Origin of the sequence: Pseudomonas fluorescens group sp., from assembly GCF_020093335.1 — a bacterium.
GTDB lineage: Bacteria > Pseudomonadota > Gammaproteobacteria > Pseudomonadales > Pseudomonadaceae > Aquipseudomonas > Aquipseudomonas petroselini.
This window is the reverse complement of record NZ_JAIOKW010000036.1, coordinates 1-15,430: the sequence shown is the minus strand read 5'-3', so window position 1 is coordinate 15,430 and position 15,430 is coordinate 1. Positions and strand designations below refer to the sequence as shown.

At 62.5% G+C, this 15,430-nt stretch carries 16 protein-coding genes; 4 read left to right on the top strand and 12 right to left on the bottom strand.

Translation table 11 applies throughout. The features are described 5' to 3' along the window. The first annotated feature begins 136 nt into the window (after positions 1-136). Positions 137-1,174, top strand: coding sequence for an Ldh family oxidoreductase (locus K7431_RS25180; RefSeq protein WP_012723894.1), 1,038 nt, complete (start codon positions 137-139; stop codon positions 1,172-1,174). Between the two features lie 50 nt (positions 1,175-1,224). On the opposite strand, the gene K7431_RS25175 is transcribed toward K7431_RS25180, so the two are convergent. Further along, a complete protein-coding gene (locus K7431_RS25175) occupies positions 1,225-1,545 on the bottom strand; it encodes a DUF883 family protein (RefSeq protein WP_010172915.1) in 321 nt (106 codons plus the stop codon). Positions 1,546-1,708: 163 nt separating this feature from the next. Here K7431_RS25175 and K7431_RS25170 point away from each other — a divergent pair, with 163 nt between their 5' ends. Beyond that, positions 1,709-1,963 (top strand): hypothetical protein, encoded by a 255-nt coding sequence (locus K7431_RS25170; RefSeq protein WP_003190904.1) that lies wholly within the window; start codon positions 1,709-1,711, stop codon positions 1,961-1,963. Here the strand turns inward: K7431_RS25170 and K7431_RS25165 are convergent. Then, positions 1,935-2,855, bottom strand: coding sequence for a LysR family transcriptional regulator (locus K7431_RS25165; RefSeq protein WP_043206226.1), 921 nt, complete (start codon positions 2,853-2,855; stop codon positions 1,935-1,937). The genes K7431_RS25170 and K7431_RS25165 overlap by 29 nt on opposite strands. Before the next feature lie 90 nt (positions 2,856-2,945). On the opposite strand from K7431_RS25165, the gene K7431_RS25160 reads away from it, so the two are divergent. Next, positions 2,946-3,872 carry a carbon-nitrogen hydrolase family protein gene (locus K7431_RS25160; RefSeq protein WP_043205259.1) on the top strand — a complete coding sequence of 309 codons (927 nt, stop codon included), beginning with the start codon at positions 2,946-2,948 and terminating at the stop codon, positions 3,870-3,872. A gap of 200 nt (positions 3,873-4,072) precedes the next feature. Here the strand turns inward: K7431_RS25160 and K7431_RS25155 are convergent, their stop codons facing one another. Continuing rightward, positions 4,073-4,534 (bottom strand): LEA type 2 family protein, encoded by a 462-nt coding sequence (locus K7431_RS25155; RefSeq protein WP_012723897.1) that lies wholly within the window; start codon positions 4,532-4,534, stop codon positions 4,073-4,075. A 12-nt stretch (positions 4,535-4,546) separates the two neighbouring features. Next, positions 4,547-5,974 (bottom strand): nucleobase:cation symporter-2 family protein, encoded by a 1,428-nt coding sequence (locus tag K7431_RS25150; protein ID WP_012723898.1) that lies wholly within the window; start codon positions 5,972-5,974, stop codon positions 4,547-4,549. Between the two features lie 236 nt (positions 5,975-6,210). Between K7431_RS25150 and K7431_RS25145 the strand changes: the two genes are divergently transcribed. Continuing rightward, positions 6,211-7,836 (top strand): methyl-accepting chemotaxis protein, encoded by a 1,626-nt coding sequence (locus tag K7431_RS25145; protein WP_012723899.1) that lies wholly within the window; start codon positions 6,211-6,213, stop codon positions 7,834-7,836. A 129-nt stretch (positions 7,837-7,965) separates the two neighbouring features. Here the strand turns inward: K7431_RS25145 and K7431_RS25140 are convergent, their stop codons facing one another. The 8 genes from K7431_RS25140 to K7431_RS25105 all read right to left on the bottom strand — a co-directional run. Next, on the bottom strand, positions 7,966-8,943 hold the full coding sequence (locus tag K7431_RS25140; RefSeq protein ID WP_012723900.1) for a 2-hydroxyacid dehydrogenase: 978 nt from the start codon (positions 8,941-8,943) through the stop codon (positions 7,966-7,968). Then, the gene (locus tag K7431_RS25135) at positions 8,940-10,232 is read right to left on the bottom strand and encodes an MFS transporter (protein ID WP_012723901.1); all 1,293 of its coding nucleotides are present in this window, start codon (positions 10,230-10,232) and stop codon (positions 8,940-8,942) included. Before K7431_RS25135 ends, K7431_RS25140 begins: the two co-directional genes overlap by 4 nt. 45 nt (positions 10,233-10,277) lie before the next feature. After that, the gene (locus K7431_RS25130) at positions 10,278-11,219 is read right to left on the bottom strand and encodes a sugar kinase (protein ID WP_012723902.1); all 942 of its coding nucleotides are present in this window, start codon (positions 11,217-11,219) and stop codon (positions 10,278-10,280) included. Continuing rightward, positions 11,212-11,994: a sugar phosphate isomerase/epimerase family protein gene (locus K7431_RS25125; protein WP_012723903.1), complete on the bottom strand. Its 783-nt coding sequence runs from the start codon at positions 11,992-11,994 to the stop codon at positions 11,212-11,214. The genes K7431_RS25130 and K7431_RS25125 overlap by 8 nt, the downstream gene beginning before the upstream one ends. Before the next feature lie 82 nt (positions 11,995-12,076). Continuing rightward, the gene (locus K7431_RS25120) at positions 12,077-13,144 is read right to left on the bottom strand and encodes a LacI family DNA-binding transcriptional regulator (protein ID WP_085983649.1); all 1,068 of its coding nucleotides are present in this window, start codon (positions 13,142-13,144) and stop codon (positions 12,077-12,079) included. Between the two features lie 110 nt (positions 13,145-13,254). Next, positions 13,255-13,842: a LysE family translocator gene (locus tag K7431_RS25115; RefSeq protein ID WP_012723905.1), complete on the bottom strand. Its 588-nt coding sequence runs from the start codon at positions 13,840-13,842 to the stop codon at positions 13,255-13,257. 54 nt (positions 13,843-13,896) lie between these two features. Beyond that, the gene (locus K7431_RS25110; RefSeq protein ID WP_012723906.1) at positions 13,897-14,736 is read right to left on the bottom strand and encodes an AraC family transcriptional regulator; all 840 of its coding nucleotides are present in this window, start codon (positions 14,734-14,736) and stop codon (positions 13,897-13,899) included. Positions 14,737-14,809: 73 nt separating this feature from the next. Then, the coding region (locus tag K7431_RS25105) for a DUF1345 domain-containing protein (RefSeq protein ID WP_224265954.1) at positions 14,810-15,430 on the bottom strand (621 nt) is incomplete at its 5' end.

The window sequence follows — 15,430 nt, the reverse complement described above, 5'->3', positions numbered from 1 at the left end:
ACAGCGGCCCGGCAGTAGATATGTCTGGTGCGCGCGGCGCGCGGTGGTCGACAGCCGCGAGGGAAACCCTGTTTAATCGAGGGTGCCGATTGTTCGTACGCAGTTGCCGATTCCAATAATTAAACGGGAGCTACAGATGTCAGCATCGCCTTTGGATCAAGAACCTTCGCTCACGCGGCTCAGCAGTGCGCAGTTGACCCAGCTGTTGCGGCGGATCTTTATCCGCCACGGCACCTCTGAAACAGTGGCCCAGGTATTGGCCGAAAACTGCGCCAACGCCGAGCGCGACGGTGCCCATAGCCATGGGGTGTTCCGCATCCCCGGTTATGTGTCGACGCTGGACAGTGGTTGGGTCAACGGCAAGGCGGTGCCCATCGTTGAAGACGTCGCCAGTGGGTTTGTGCGGGTCGATGCTGCCAATGGTTTTGCACAGCCGGCGCTGCACGCCGCGCGCGCGCTGCTGGTGGACAAGGCACGCAGCGCCGGGATTGCGGTGCTGGCGATCCGAAACTCCCATCACTTCGCCGCCCTTTGGCCGGATGTCGAGCCGTTTGCCGAAGAAGGCCTTGTCGCGCTCAGCGTGGTCAACAGCATGACCTGCGTGGTGCCGCATGGCGCCGACCGGCCGCTGTTTGGCACCAACCCGATTGCATTCGCTGCGCCCCGTGCCGACGGGCCACCGTTGGTGTTCGACCTGGCCACCAGCGCAATCGCCCACGGCGACGTGCAGATTGCCGCGCGCAAGGGTGAACGTTTGCCACTGGGCATGGGCGTGGACAGCCTCGGCCAGCCCACCCAAGACCCGAAAGCCATCCTTGAGGGGGGCGCCTTGCTGCCCTTCGGCGGGCACAAAGGCTCAGCGTTGTCGATGATGGTCGAACTGCTGGCTGCAGCGCTGACCGGGGGTAATTTTTCGTTCGAGTTTGATTGGTCAGGCCACCCAGGCGCCAGGACGCCGTGGACCGGACAGCTGGTGATTCTGATCGACCCCAGCAAATCGGCCGGGCAGGGCTTTGCCGAACGCAGCCAGGAATTGGTGCGCCAGATGCACGGCGTGGGGCTCAAGCGTCTGCCGGGTGACCGACGTCATCGCCAGCGAGAAAAATCCAAGGAAAACGGGATCGCCATTGGCGCCGAAGACGTGGCGAACTTGTACCGATTGGCGGGGGAATGATGCACATGATCGCGAGGGCGCCGGGCGGCACCCTCGCGGGCAAACGTGGATCAGTTACGGCGGCCCAACAACAGGCCGACCACTAGGCCAAAGCCTGCAGAAATGGCCACGGTCTGCCATGGATGGCCACCGATGTAGGTTTCGGTCGCATCGACCACAGGCTTGCTGCGCTCGCGCACATTGGACACCGAGTCCAGGGCTTGCTTGAGCTTGATGGCGACCTGCTCGCGAAGGGTTTCGCCTTCTTCGCCCACCAGGGAGGCGCTGCTTTTGAGCAGTTTGTCCGATTCCTCGATCAGTGCAGTCAGCTCACTGAACGCTTGATCCTTGATTTGTTCTTCGACGGCTTGCGCGGCAGATTTACGGGCCATTGTGTGACTCCTTGCAGGTAAAGGTGGCAGTGAACAATGGAGTCTCGGGCTGAGGCAAAAGTTGCAGTTTTTTTGCCCGGCAGCCTTTTCAGCTGCAATCCGAATCAAGAAATTTCGACCTACAGTGTAAGATGTCGCCTATTTGTGCAGCAGGTAATTCAACATGAGCTTCAATCTGGCCAACAAGACCCTCGCCGAACGCGCCGAGCTGGAAGATGAAAAGTCCCGTCTCTACGACCTGTGGCAAACCAACTTGGGCAAGGCCAAGGGTGAGGCGGCGCGGTTGTTCGGCGAGCGTGCCAAACGCAAGGGCAAGTGGGCCGAATGGGTCCGTGCGGAGCTGGACGGCATGTCGCCGCCGGAGTTCTCCAACATGGTGCGCAGTGAGGTCAACAAGTTGATGGCGGCGGCGAAGTAAAGCTGGCGACAATCGCCTCGCGCACTTTGAGCAGCATCGGATCCAGTTGGGCCTGGGTCAGCCACCCCAGTTCCACCGGGTAACGCGGCAGTGCCAGCGGGCAGGGCAGTGTGCGCAAGCCTGTCAGGCTGGCGATGGCCTCGGCGGCATGCCCCGGAATGGTCGCCACTGCCTGGCTGCCCTTGAGCAGAAATGCCAGCGCGGCAAAGTGGCTGGTCGACGCACACACCTGGCGGCTCAGCCCCAGCGCCGCGAGCCCCTCATCGGTAATCCCGACAAACCCGCCTGACGACACCAGCACATGCTCGCGTGTCACGAACTCGTGCAGGCTGATGCCTTGCTGGCCCGGCGCCAGGCTGTTGGGGTCGACCAGGCAAGCGTAATCGCCTTCTCCCAGCACCCGCCGACTCAGCCGGCGTTCGGCAAAACCTCCCGCCGTGATCGCCATATCCAGGCTGCGATCAAGCAGGGCGTTGCCGACGATCTGGCTGTGGGTCTGACGGAAAATCACCCGCAGTTTCGGCAGGCGCTGCGCGATGGCCTCCATCAGTCGGCGGCCGTAAGCGATCTCGAAATCATCCGACAACCCCACCACCACGGCGCGGCCCTGATAGTGCGGGGTCTGTGGATCGATCATCGCCAGGCTTTGCCGACAACGGTCCAGCGCTTCGCTGATCACCGGTTTCAACTGATTGGCGCGCAAGGTCGGCGCCAGGCCCCGGCCGGTGCGCACAAACAGCGGGTCGCCATACACATCGCGCAAACGCCGCAGGCCGGCACTGATCGCCGATTGCGTCACACCCAGGCGCAGCGCCGCACGACTGGCGCTGGACTCATCGTGCAGGGCCTCGAAGGTTTTCAGTAAGTTCAGGTCAACGTTTGCGATATTCATGTGGCTCATATCATTCAGCATTGAAGTGGGCTTTATTCATGATCGAGGCTGGCCGGAGAATGGGCAACCCTATTATTCGGAGTGTGTGTGATGCCTGTTTCTACTGTGGCCGCTTTACAGATAGGCGCGTTGCCGGGTGGCAAAGCCGAGACCTTGGCGCAAATCCTTGGCTACGAGGCGGAGATCCTGCGCAGTGGCGCGCAATTGGTGGTGATGCCCGAGGCGCTGCTCGGTGGCTATCCCAAAGGCGAAAGCTTCGGCACGCAACTGGGTTATCGCCTGCCCGAAGGCCGCGAAGCCTATGCGCGCTACTTTGCCAACGCGATCGACGTACCCGGCGTGGAGACCGAGGCGCTGGCCGGTTTTTCCGCCCGTACCGGCGCCAGCCTGGTACTCGGCGTGATCGAGCGCAGCGGCAGCACCCTCTACTGCACGGTGTTGTACTTCGAACCCATCGGTGGCTTGGTGGCCAAGCACCGCAAGCTGATGCCCACCGGCACCGAGCGGTTGATCTGGGGCAAGGGCGATGGCTCGACGTTGCCGGTGATCGACGCGGCGGTGGGGCGTATCGGCGGTGCGGTGTGCTGGGAAAACATGATGCCGCTGCTGCGCACGGCAATGTACGCCAAGGGCGTAGAGGTCTGGTGCGCGCCGACCGTGGACGAGCGCGAGATGTGGCAAGTGAGCATGCGCCATGTCGCTCATGAAGGCCGCTGTTTTGTGGTGAGTGCGTGCCAGGTGCAGGCATCGCCGCAGGCGTTGGGCGTCGAGGTTGCCAACTGGCCGGCTGAGCGCCCGTTGATCGCTGGTGGCAGCGTGATCATCGGCCCCATGGGCGACATCCTCGCCGGACCGTTGCAGGGCGAAGCCGGGCTGCTGACGGCACAGATCAACACGGACGACCTGGTGCGTGCGCGTTACGACTATGACGTGGTGGGCCACTACGCCCGGCCGGATGTGTTCGAGTTGGTCGTGGACGAGCGCGCCAAGCCGGGCGTGCGCTTTGTCACTGACTGACACACGGTCGAAATGTGGGAGGGGGGTAAGCCCTGATGCCAGTCACTTAAGGGCGAATAGTGTACCTGTGGCGAGGGAGCTTGCTCCCGTTGGACTGCGCAGCAGTCCCAGTCTTTCAAGTAAAGAGCCGGGGCCGCTTCGCGGCCCAACGGGAGCAAGCTCCCTCGCCACAGGTTACACAAGATCGATTTCAGGCGGCTTTACCACGTCGCGGTGTTCGGCAGGTCCAGCGTCCCACGGTCGACGAAGCGCATCGTACCGAACAGCCCGCCCGCCAGTTTGCCTCGCAGCACGTAGGGCAGGTTGTTCAAGCTTTGGGTCTGGCTCAGGCCCAGGGTCTGACGTAACACGGAGAATGCCGAAACACTGACCGGCACCGTCAGAACCGTCTCGGAAAAGCGTGGAATGGAGCCGCTCTGATCACTCACACCTGACGCCAGCGGCCGGCCATTGACCTCCAGGTCCAGGGCCACGCCGTTGTAGTCGATTGCCGTTTCATTGGGGTTCTGCACCCGCAGCTTCACGGCGAAGCGCACTTCCAAGTCCTGGCTTTGCAGGGGCTCGATGCCCACCACGTTGATATTCACCGGGTCGCGGTTGGGGAACAGGGCGCAGGCGCTCAGGGTCAGCAGCAACAGCGATAGAACCATGAGCTTGCGCATCTAAAAGTGCTCCTATTTCGTGACGTCCGGGTCCTGCATGACTTTGAGGGTAGAGGACTCCGGATCAAATTCATCTTCTTCCAGCTCTATGAACTCTTCCGGCAGGAAAATGTTCAGCAGGATTGCACAGAACGCGCCCACGGTGATCGGCGATTCAAAGATGTTATGCAGCGCCTTGGGCAGCTCGCGCAGCACTTCCGGCACGGCGGCGACACCCAGGCCCATGCCGAGGGAGATCGCCACGATCAGCACATTGCGCCGGTGCAGCCCGGCTTCGGCGAGGATCTTGATCCCGGCCACGGCCACGGTGCCGAACATGATCAACGTGGCGCCGCCCAGCACCGGCTTGGGCATCAGTTGCAACACCGCGCCGATCATCGGGAACAGGCCCAGCAGCACCAGCAGACCGGCGATAAAGTACGCCACGTAGCGGCTGGCCACGCCGGTCAACTGGATCACGCCGTTGTTCTGGGCGAAGGTCACCATCGGCAGGCTGTTGAAGGTGGCGGCCATCGCCGAGTTGAGGCCGTCGGCCAGCAGGCCGGACTTGATGCGCTTGATGTACAGCGGGCCCTTGACCGGCTGCTGCGAAATCATCGAGTTGGCGGTCAGGTCACCGGCCGCTTCCAGGGGCGAGATCAGGAAGATCACCGCCACCGGGATAAACGCCACCCAGTCGAACGAGAAACCGTACTTGAACGGCACCGGCACGCTGATCAATGGCACCTGGGGCAACGCCGCCATGTCCACACGGCCCAACAGCCAGGCCACAACAAAGCCCAACGTCAGGCCAATCACGATTGAACCCAGGCGCAGGAACGGGTTGTTGAAGCGGTTGAGCACCACGATCGTCAGCAGCACCAGCGCCGCCAGCCCCATATTGCTCGCGGCGCCGAGGTCGCTGGCGCCAAAGCCGCCGGCCATGTCGGTGACCGCCACCTTGATCAACGACAAGCCCATCAAGGTAATGATGGTGCCGGTGACCACCGGGGTGATCAGCTTGCGCAGCTTGCCGATGAACTGGCTGAGCGCCACTTCGATAAAGGCGGCGAAAAAGCAGATGCCGAAAATCGTCGAGAGGATCTCATCGGTGCCGCCGCCGCGGGCCTTGACCATGAAGCCCGCGCTGAGAATCACACTGATAAAGGAAAAACTGGTGCCCTGCAGGCACAACAGCCCGGAGCCGATCGGACCGAACGTGCGCGCCTGCACGAAGGTGCCGAGCCCCGACACAAACAGCGCCATGCTCACCAGGTACGGCACTTCGCTTTCCAGGCCGAGCACGCCACCGACGATCAGCGTGGGGGTGATGATGCCGACAAAACTGGCCAGCACATGCTGCAACGCGGCAAAAACCGCTGCGGTGAAGTGCGGGCGGTCTTCCAGGCCGTAGATCAAGTCGGATTTATAGCGCGGGCGGGGGGCTTGAGCGTCAGACAAAATGCGGGCTCGGGTCAGAAAAGGGAGGCGCAGGATGCCAGAAACTGCCTATGCTCAGAAGTGTAAATAAATATTTATAAACCCCCTGCGCAAAATCCAAGGCCCGGCCGATAACGCTTATAGGCCCACATTCCAATGACAACAGTGGTGACCAAGGTCTGGGCAGCGCGTTGACGCTGACGGATCGTTTCGCGGCAGGGACGCTCGCAAACACAATTTCTGAGAGCACCCCGCCTATGTCCCTCCGTCAGCTGAATATTGCCCCTCGAGCGTTTCTCGGTTTCGCCTTCATTGCGTTGTTAGTGATTTTACTGGGGGTGTTTGCGGTCAACCGCATGACGCAGATCCGTCAGTCCTCGGTGGACATGAGCGCCACGCAACTGCCTAGCGTGACCTTCCTCGGCAACATCACGGAAAACGTATTACGCCTGCGCATCCTGTCGTTCCGTGTACTGGTCAACCGCGAACCCGCCGGCCTGCAGGAAGCCGAAACCCGCATCGGCGTGCTGGCGGACAAGGTGAAAACCGCCCAGGCCGGCTATGCGGCGTTGCCTATGGGGACGGAGGAGGCGGCGCTGTACAAGACGTTTGTCACCACCCTGGACAACTACCTCAAGGCCCAGGCCGATATGCTGGTGCTGTCCAAGCAAGGCAAGGTGGATGAAATGCGCGCCTTGATCAATACACGGATCAAGGACGGCACCGACCAGATGGGCGAGCAGTTGAACAAACTGATCGCCCTCAATGCGGCGGATGCCAAGCAAGCCGACGCTGAAGCCGGGCAGAGTTACCAGGGCGCCATCACCGGCGTCATCGTGGTCTCGGTGGCCGCCGCATTGCTCACCGTGTTGCTGGCCTGGTTGCTCACCCGCAGCATCGTCACCCCACTGCGCAAAGCCGTGGAAGTGGCCGAAACCATCGCCGGTGGCAACCTGAGCAAAATCATCGAAGACGACGGCAAGGACGAACCGGCGCGGTTGCTCAGTGCCTTGTCCACCATGCAAGCCAACTTGCGCCAGACCATCCAGCACATCGCCGGATCGGCCACCCAGTTGGCGTCTGCGGCTGAAGAGCTGAGCGCGGTCACCGAAGAGGCCTCCAAAGGCTTGCAGCAACAGAACAATGAAATCGACCAGGCGGCCACGGCGGTCAACGAGATGACGGCGGCCGTGGAGGAGGTGGCACGCAATGCGGTGTCGACTTCCGAAGCGTCCGGGCAGTCCAACCAAGCTGCGCGCGAAGGCCGCGACCGCGTGATGGAAACCGTCGGCGCGATCCAGACCATGACCCTGGACGTGCAGAACACGGCGGCGATGATCGAAGGCCTGGCCACCCAAGGCCGTGACATCGGCAAAGTGCTGGACGTGATCCGCGCGATTGCCGAGCAAACCAACCTGCTGGCGCTCAACGCCGCCATTGAAGCGGCACGTGCCGGTGAAGCCGGGCGTGGGTTTGCGGTGGTCGCCGACGAAGTGCGGGCCCTGGCCCATCGCACCGCGCAGTCGACCCAGGAGATCGAGAAAATGGTCGCCGGTATCCAGAACGGCACCGGTGAAGCCGTGCAGTCCATGCAGCAGAGCAACCAGCGCACCCAGGGCACCCTGGAAATGGCCCGCGCCGCCGGCGTCGCCTTGGAGCAGATCACGCAGTCCATCAGCCTGATCAACGAACGCAACCTGGTGATTGCCAGCGCGTCGGAAGAACAGGCCCAGGTTTCCCGTGAAGTTGACCGCAACCTGGTGAACATCCGCGACCTGGCGACTCAGTCGGCGGCGGGTGCCAACCAGACCAGCGCGGCCAGCCATGAGCTGTCGCGGCTGGCGGTGGATTTGAATGGGATGGTGGCCAGGTTCGTTATCTGACCCGAAATAGGGTCAAAATGTGGGAGGGGGCTTGCCCCCGATCGCAATGTGTCAGCTAGACATTGGTTGACTGATACACCGCCATCGGGGGCAAGCCCCCTCCCACATTTGCTCTGTGTTGTGTCAGCGCTACTGCTCCCAGGCCCCTGGATTGACCAGATTCTTCGGTTTTTCCCCGGCCAACGCCTGCAACAGATTATCCACCGCACACGTGGCCATCGCTTCGCGCGTCTCATGGGTGGCCGAGCCGATATGCGGCGTGGCCACCACATTGTTCAAGCGCAACAACGGCGAATCGTGATCCAGTGGTTCCTTCTCAAACACATCCAACCCCGCCGCCCGGATCGTGCGCTGTTGCAACGCCTCTACCAGCGCAGCTTCATCCACCACCTTGCCCCGCGAGATATTGATAAAGATCGTTTCCGGGCCCATCCGCGCGAACTCATCGGCGCCAATCAGCTTCTCGGTCTGCGCGGTGAGCGGCAGCGTCAGACAGACAAAGTCGGCCTGTTGCAACAGGTCGTTCAAGCTGCGGTACTGCGCGCCAAAACGGGCCTCCACCGCCGGTTTGGGTGAATGGCTGTGGTAGATCACCGGCATGCCAAATCCGAAATGCCCGCGTTGGGCCAGGGCTTCGCCGATGCGGCCCATGCCGATGATGCCCAGGGTCTTGCCGTGCACGTCGCTGCCGAAATGCGCCGGGCCGATGTTCTTGCTCCACTGGCCGGCGCGCACCATATCGGCCAGTTCGACCACGCGGCGGGCAGTGGCCAGGATCAAGGCAAAGCCGGTGTCGGCGGTGGTTTCGGTGAGCACGTCCGGGGTGTTGCTGAGCAGGATGCCGCGTGCCGTCAGGTAGTCGATAGCGTAGTTGTCGACGCCCACCGACACGCTGGCGATCGCTTCGAGTTGCGGTGCCAGGTCCAGCAGTTGCGCATCCAGGCGTAGGCTCGCACCCAGCAACCCGTGGGCGTAAGGCAGGGCATCGCGCAGTTTGGCCAGGCCGGTGTCGTCCAGCGCTTCGATCAGCGTGACCTCGGCCTGCTCATGCAGGCGGGCCATCAGCGGCGCGGAGAGTTTTTTGTACAACACGACAGACTTTTTCATGCGGTCTTTACCTTCAATTTCAGGTTTGGCTCCGGCGTGCGGTCACTGGCGCCGGGCTTGAGAAAAATCGTCAGCACCACCGACAGCATCAACGCGCCGCTCATCAGCAGGTACGAAGCGCCGGGCGAGCCGGTGCTGCTATTGAGGTAACCCACCAGGTACGAACCGCCGAACGACCCGAGGGCGCCCATGCTGTTGATCAGCGCCATGGCGCCCCCGGCGACGTTGGCCGGCAGGATTTCCGGGACAATCGCGAAAAACGGCCCGTAAGGCGCGTACATGCACGCGCCGGCAATCACCAGCAAGGTGTAGGACCACCAGAAGTGTTCGGCGCCGAGCGCGTAGGAGGCATAGAACGCGATGGAGGCGATCAGCAGCGGCGGCCACACAAAGCGTTTGCGTTTTTGCAGCTTGTCCGAGCCCCACGACACCAGCAGCATGCCGATCACCGCCGCCAGGTAAGGCAGCGCCGACAGCCAGCCGGCTTCGACCATGTCCATCTGCAAGCCGGCCTTGAGGATCGACGGCAGCCACAGCACAAAGCCATACACGCCGATGCTCCAGCAAAAGAACTGCAGCGCCAGGATGATGACCTTGGGCGAGCGGAAGGCTTCGGCGTAGTTCTTGACCGCCTTGATGCCCACCTGTTCGGCGGCCAGGGCGGTTTCCAGGTTGTGCTTTTCGCTGTCACTGAGCCACTTGGCATCCTTTGGACGCTCATCGGCCAGCTTCCACCAGATAAACGCCCACAGCACCGCCGGCAGGCCTTCGATGATGAACATCCAGCGCCAGCTGAAATGCTGCACCAGGTAGCCCGAGACCACCGACATCCACAGCATGGTCACCGGGTTCCCGAGGATCAGGAAGGTATTGGCGCGCGAACGTTCGGCACGCGTGAACCAGTGGCACAGGTACACCAGCATCGCCGGCATCACCGCGGCTTCGACCACGCCGAGCATGAAGCGAATCACGATCAGCATGTAGGCGTTGGAGACCACACCGGTCAGGGTGGCCAGGCCGCCCCAGAGGATCAGGCTGACGAAAATCAGCTTTTTCACGCTGCGCTTTTGCGCGTAGATCGCCCCCGGCACCTGGAAGAAAAAGTAACCGAGGAAAAACAGGGCCCCCAGCAACGACGACATGCCGGGGGTGATCATCAGGTCTTCGGCCATCCCGGAGGCGGCGGCGAAGCCGTAGTTGGCGCGGTCCAGGTACGCCAGGCTGTAGGTGATAAAAACGATGGGCATGATGTACCACCAACGGCGGGTGGCGAGTTTCACGGTGTCCATGGGGTTGCTCCTGAGCTTGTTGTAGTTGTGGCAACAGGGTGTGAGTTATGCAACGGATCGACTGGGTAACTCTGAACGCTTGGGCAGGCCTTCCATGTCGCCGCGGCTCTGCACGGCGCGGCTGCCGATCCAGTTGCCGCGCTGTACCGCTTCGCGGAAGCTGAGGTTTTCCAGCAGGGCGCTGATCATGCCCACGGCAAAACCGTCGCCGGCGCCGACCGTGTCCACCACGTTTTCCACGCGTACGGCGGCGACAAAGCCTTGGTCCATCTGGGTGCGGTAGTAGGCGCCGTCCGGGCCGAGCTTGATCGCCACGGCTTCGGCGCCCTGGTCGAGGTAGAACGCGGCGATGTCGGCCGGGTCATCGAGACCAGTGAGCAAACGGCCTTCGCCCAGCCCCGGCAGGACCCAGTCGGCCAGGCCGGCGAGGGCGTTGATTTCGCGGATCATTGTCTGCTGGTTGGCCCACAGCGATGGCCGCAGGTTGGGGTCGAACGATACGCTGTGCCCGGCCTTGCGCATCTGCGTCATGAGCTCGACGGACAATTCGCGTGTCGCTTCGGACAACGCCGGCGGAATGCCCGTGGCGTGCAGGTGGCGGGCTTTCAGCAAGGCTGGGCTGATCGCGGCAACGGACAAGTGGCTGGCCGCCGAACCCTTGCGGAAATACTCCACCTGGGGATCGTCTCCGGCGTCTTCGCGGGATTTGAGCTGAAAGCCTGTGGGGTGCAACGGGTCGACCGCCACATGCCGGCAATCCAGGCCTTCCTTGCTCAGGGTGTCGACCACAAAACGCCCGAGGGAGTCATTGCCCACCCGGCTCAGCCAGGCCACGTTGAAGCCCAGGCGTGACAGGCCGATGGCGACGTTGCTGTCGGCCCCGGCAATGCGTTTGTGAAACTGCCCGACCTGGGCGAGGTCGCCGGTGTGCTCGGCGACGAACATCGCCATGGTTTCACCAAACGAGAGGATATCGATCTCAGACATGCGCATTCTCCGCACGGGGTTGGCCCAGCAGGGCGAGGGCGGCAACTTGCTGCGCGGTGACCGCGACCAGGTCATCGCCCTGCAACGGAAATTCCACCGCCCGGGTAATACCTTGAGTCATGTGTTTGAGCAGTTGTTCCCACAGATGCAGGTCGGTGGCGCCAGGCGGCAGGGCCACCAGCTTGCCGTCCGCGCGGCGCGCCACGGCCTTGCAGTGCAGGTAATCCACATGCCGGCCCAGCAGGCGCGCGGCGGTGAGGGCGGACTGGTCCTGCCACTGCCAGTTGCCGATATCGAAGGTCATCTTCACCGGTAAACCGAGGCGCTCGACTGCGGTGAAGAAACGCTGCATCGGCTCGATCCGACCGCCGTGCAAAGTCTGGTCGTTTTCCACCAGCAGTCGGACCGGGTGGCGGTTGAGCAGGGCGTGCAGGCTTTCCAGGTCATTGGTGTCGGTGAAATAACCGAGGGACACCTTGAGCCAGCGCGCACCAAAGGCCTGCGCGCGGTCCAGGGTCGCGCCCAGCTCGGCATTCGGTTGGGCGCGGCCGGCGACCCACAGTTCCAGGGGCGATGAGAACACCGACTCCAGACCCTGCTCAGCAGCGGCCTGGGCCAGTTCGTGGGGGTGTTCGACGGTCAGCAATTCTTCACGCCATTCGATACGTTGGGCGCCGGCGGCCGTCAGCAGCGCGACAAAACTCAATTGGCCCTGCTGGCGGACAAGGTCGGCGCCGTAGCTGGAAAGGCTGATGGAGACGGGGTACTTATGCATTGTTGTTTACCTCTGAAACCGGTTTCATTTTTGTGCGCAAAATTAACAAGTGGGCGCTGGGCCTACCCGCGATGGCGGTGTGTCAGGTGGCCAGGTGCTTGCCTGAAGCACCGTCATCGCGAGCAAGCCCGACTTCCACGGGGAGTTGGGTTGAGCCTCGGATGATGAGTCGTGGCAAGAAATCCAAGGTGCGGGTCGGCTCAGTGTCGCCGCGCAAGCGCTTGAGCAAACAGTCGAACGCGGTGGCGCCGATGGCCTCGGTCGGCTGGGCGAGGGCGGTGATGCCATTGCCTACCAACGGGTACCAATCAAGGTCATCCAGGGCGATCAGGCCGACATCCTCGAACAGGTTGCAGCCCAGGTTTTTCAGGGCTCGGGTGCAGGTCAGCGCCGCCACGCCGTTGGCGCAAAACAGGGCCTTGGGGCCGGCGTTGGCGAGAAAGGTTTCCAGACGATTTTCCAATTCGCCATCCAGTTCCAGCACCGCACCAGTCAGTGCCGGGCGGCGGGCAATCTCGGCCTTGAAACTGTCCAGGCGCTCCAACCGCGAGCTGGTGCCATCGGGGGCTTCGCTCACCAGCAGCACATGGCGATAACCCTGTTGCTCCAGGTGATCCACCGCCATACGCACTGCTGCCGGGTTGTCCAGGCCGACAAGGTCGCTGTGCAGCGGCTCGACCTTGCGGTCCACCAGCACCAGGGGCATTTCCCGTTGCAGTTCCAACAGTTGGTCGAGGTGATGGCCGAGGGTGTTCACGATCAGCCCTTCGATGTTGTACGAACGCAACGCGGCGAGGTGCTGGCGCTCTTGCTCGTCATCACGGTCGGTGTTGCACACCACCAGGCTGTAGCCGTGCTGGCGGCAGGCGGTTTCGACGCCGTGCATCACGGCAATGGAATAGGGGTTGCGGATATCGGCCACCAGCATGCCGATCAGGCGGGTGCGGCCGCGCTTCAAGCCACGGGCCATCTGGTTGGGGCGGTAGCCAAGTTCTTCGATGGCGTGTTCGATACGCAGGGCGATGGCGTCGGAGAGCAGGGCGCGGTCATCGCCGATAAAGCGCGACACGCTGGCTTTGGACACGCCCGCGTGCTCGGCGACGTCGAGCATGGTCACGCGGCTGCGCTGGGCGGCGGAAAAGTTGTTCACGGTCATCGACCTTCTATTTTTTATTGGAATGACTGAAACCGGTTTCAGGAGACCATTAAATGAGGAAAGTCGTCAAGAAGACGAAGGGCAATGCCAGATGACCGGTATGTTCAGACCAGCACACTCAACCAAGTCGCGACTAACAGCAGCAAGGCCATGCCTTGGTTGAGACGTTGCATGGCGGTGGCCGACCGGAACACCCGCGAGGCGCCTGCACCCAACAGCGCCCACGTCCCCAGGCAGGGCATCGATATCAGGCAAAACACCAGGGATAAGTACACCACCTGGCTCTGGTGCTCGGCACCGTGGCCGGCAAATACACTCACCACCGCGAGCGCCATCATCCAGGTTTTCGGGTTGATCAACTGCAGGCTGGCGCCGCCGATCAGGCCAAGAGGCTTTTCGCTTGCAGCCACTTCGATGGCCTGTGCGGGCGCTCTGAAGATCTGGCAGGCCAGGTAGCTCAGCCAGGCGACCCCCATCCATTGCAGCGCCATTTGCACGTTGGGCCAGTGCGCCAGTGACTGGCCCAAGCCGGTCCCCACCAGCAATACAAGGCCCGCCGCCCCGAAGCAGGCGCCGAGAATGATGGGCAGCGTGGCTTTCAATCCATACCGCGCGCTGTTACTCAGCACCAGGATATTGGTAGGGCCGGGAGTGATGGAGGCGACAAAGGCGAACAACATAAATGACAACATGGCAGGTGACTCCGAAAAACCAATCGATGGAGTCGATCTTCACTGCCCGGCGTGTCATCTGTCTGGAAGATTTGAGCAGCGCTTGCGGTACGCGGCGGGCGTGAGGCCGTAGGCACGCACAAACCAGCGTCCTAAATGGCTTTGATCAGCAAACCCCAGGGCAATCGCCACCTCCGCCGGTTGCTCACCCCTGGCCAGCAAGTGCCGGGCACGCGCCAGGCGCAGCTGTACTAGGTAGGCGTGCGGCGGCAGGCCGAACGCGCTTTTGAATGCGCGGGTCAGGCGGAAGCGGTCGACGCCGCAGGCCAGGGCCAGTTCGTCCATGCCCACGTCAACCTGCAGATGGGCATGCAGGTATTCCCGGGCCTTGTGCGCCACCAGCGGCAGACGTGGGTCTTCGCGGTAGCGGGTGCGCCAGTAGAGTTGGCCGGTGAGGCGTTCCAGCAATTGGTCCATGGCGCGCTGGCGCACGATGCGCAGTTCGCCGCTGTGCAGGGTCCGGAAGGCCTGGCTGGTGGCCAGGGCCAGGCGCGGGTCGCTGGTCAAGGTGCTGGTGAAACTCAGCTGGCTGCCCTGCGGTGCTTCTTCGAACACTGCGCTTACTTCCCGCGCCAGCCAGTGTGGGTCGAGGTAGAGCATGTGGTAGGTAAAGCCGCCAGCGGTGGGCGCATCGCCGTCATGCAGTTCGCCGGGTTCCACCAGGAACACCTGGCCGGGCACGCTGTGGTGGCGGGTGCGGCGGCAATTGAATTGCTGCACGCCTTGTTCGGTGACGCCGATCAGGTAGCTGTCATGCCAATGGGGGTCGTAGGCATGACCCTCAAAATGCGCGCGCAGGGTCTCGATGCCGGTGTCGGCGTCTTGGGACAGATCGATCCAATTGTGCGCGGCCATGATTCACCGAGGCGAAATACGTGAGGCTATTAGCGCCCAGCGCTGGGTGGGCGTCTAGAAGGTTTGTGCAGCATCAGCCGAACAGCCCGGCGGCGATATTGATCGAGAAACCCAGGATCGCCGTGTTGAACAGAAACCCGATCAGCGATTGCCCCAGCACCACCTTGCGCATGCCCCGGGTGGCCACGCCTACATCCGAGGTCTGCACCGCCACGCCAATGGTGAAGGAGAAGTACAGGAAGTCCCAATAGTTGGGGGTCAGCAGCCCTTCGGCGAAGCGCAGCGCCGGCTCCTTGCCGTCCCAGGTGTAATACAGGCGGGCGTAATGCACGCTGAAAATCACCCCGATCAGCAGCCATGAACCGATCACCGTCAGCCCGGTAAAGCCGTAGTGCAGCAGGCGTTCGGAGGTGGCCAGGTCTTTGCTGCCGACCAGTTCGAAGGTGATGGTCGCCAGGCTGGCGATGGCCGCGATGCACACCGTGAACAGCACCAGCCCGGCGTTTTCATCTTCGACCTCGGCGATGCGCTTCACGTCCTCGGCCTTGGCGCGGCGGGTCAGCCACAGCATCAGCACCAGATAAGTCCAGACCCCGGCGTTCCAGCCGATGAGGATTTTGCTGACGAGGGTGTCGGCCGGCGCCAGGAGGCCCACGGCAAGGCCGAGCACGGCGGCGGCGGAGAGGCGGGGGTG

What these genes read in the sequence shown, in the direction of transcription:
- K7431_RS25125 (WP_012723903.1), bottom strand. Translation starts at nt 11,994, where the DNA reads ATGCATAAGTACCCCGTCTCCATCAGCCTTTCCAGCTACGGCGCCGAC.
- K7431_RS25165 (WP_043206226.1), bottom strand. Translation starts at nt 2,855, where the DNA reads ATGAATATCGCAAACGTTGACCTGAACTTACTGAAAACCTTCGAGGCC.
- K7431_RS25175 (WP_010172915.1), bottom strand. Translation starts at nt 1,545, where the DNA reads ATGGCCCGTAAATCTGCCGCGCAAGCCGTCGAAGAACAAATCAAGGAT.
- K7431_RS25140 (WP_012723900.1), bottom strand. Translation starts at nt 8,943, where the DNA reads ATGAAAAAGTCTGTCGTGTTGTACAAAAAACTCTCCGCGCCGCTGATG.
- K7431_RS25160 (WP_043205259.1), top strand. Translation starts at nt 2,946, where the DNA reads ATGCCTGTTTCTACTGTGGCCGCTTTACAGATAGGCGCGTTGCCGGGT.
- K7431_RS25155 (WP_012723897.1), bottom strand. Translation starts at nt 4,534, where the DNA reads ATGCGCAAGCTCATGGTTCTATCGCTGTTGCTGCTGACCCTGAGCGCC.
- K7431_RS25170 (WP_003190904.1), top strand. Translation starts at nt 1,709, where the DNA reads ATGAGCTTCAATCTGGCCAACAAGACCCTCGCCGAACGCGCCGAGCTG.
- K7431_RS25130 (WP_012723902.1), bottom strand. Translation starts at nt 11,219, where the DNA reads ATGTCTGAGATCGATATCCTCTCGTTTGGTGAAACCATGGCGATGTTC.
- K7431_RS25115 (WP_012723905.1), bottom strand. Translation starts at nt 13,842, where the DNA reads ATGTTGTCATTTATGTTGTTCGCCTTTGTCGCCTCCATCACTCCCGGC.
- K7431_RS25110 (WP_012723906.1), bottom strand. Translation starts at nt 14,736, where the DNA reads ATGGCCGCGCACAATTGGATCGATCTGTCCCAAGACGCCGACACCGGC.
- K7431_RS25135 (WP_012723901.1), bottom strand. Translation starts at nt 10,232, where the DNA reads ATGGACACCGTGAAACTCGCCACCCGCCGTTGGTGGTACATCATGCCC.
- K7431_RS25145 (WP_012723899.1), top strand. Translation starts at nt 6,211, where the DNA reads ATGTCCCTCCGTCAGCTGAATATTGCCCCTCGAGCGTTTCTCGGTTTC.
- K7431_RS25180 (WP_012723894.1), top strand. Translation starts at nt 137, where the DNA reads ATGTCAGCATCGCCTTTGGATCAAGAACCTTCGCTCACGCGGCTCAGC.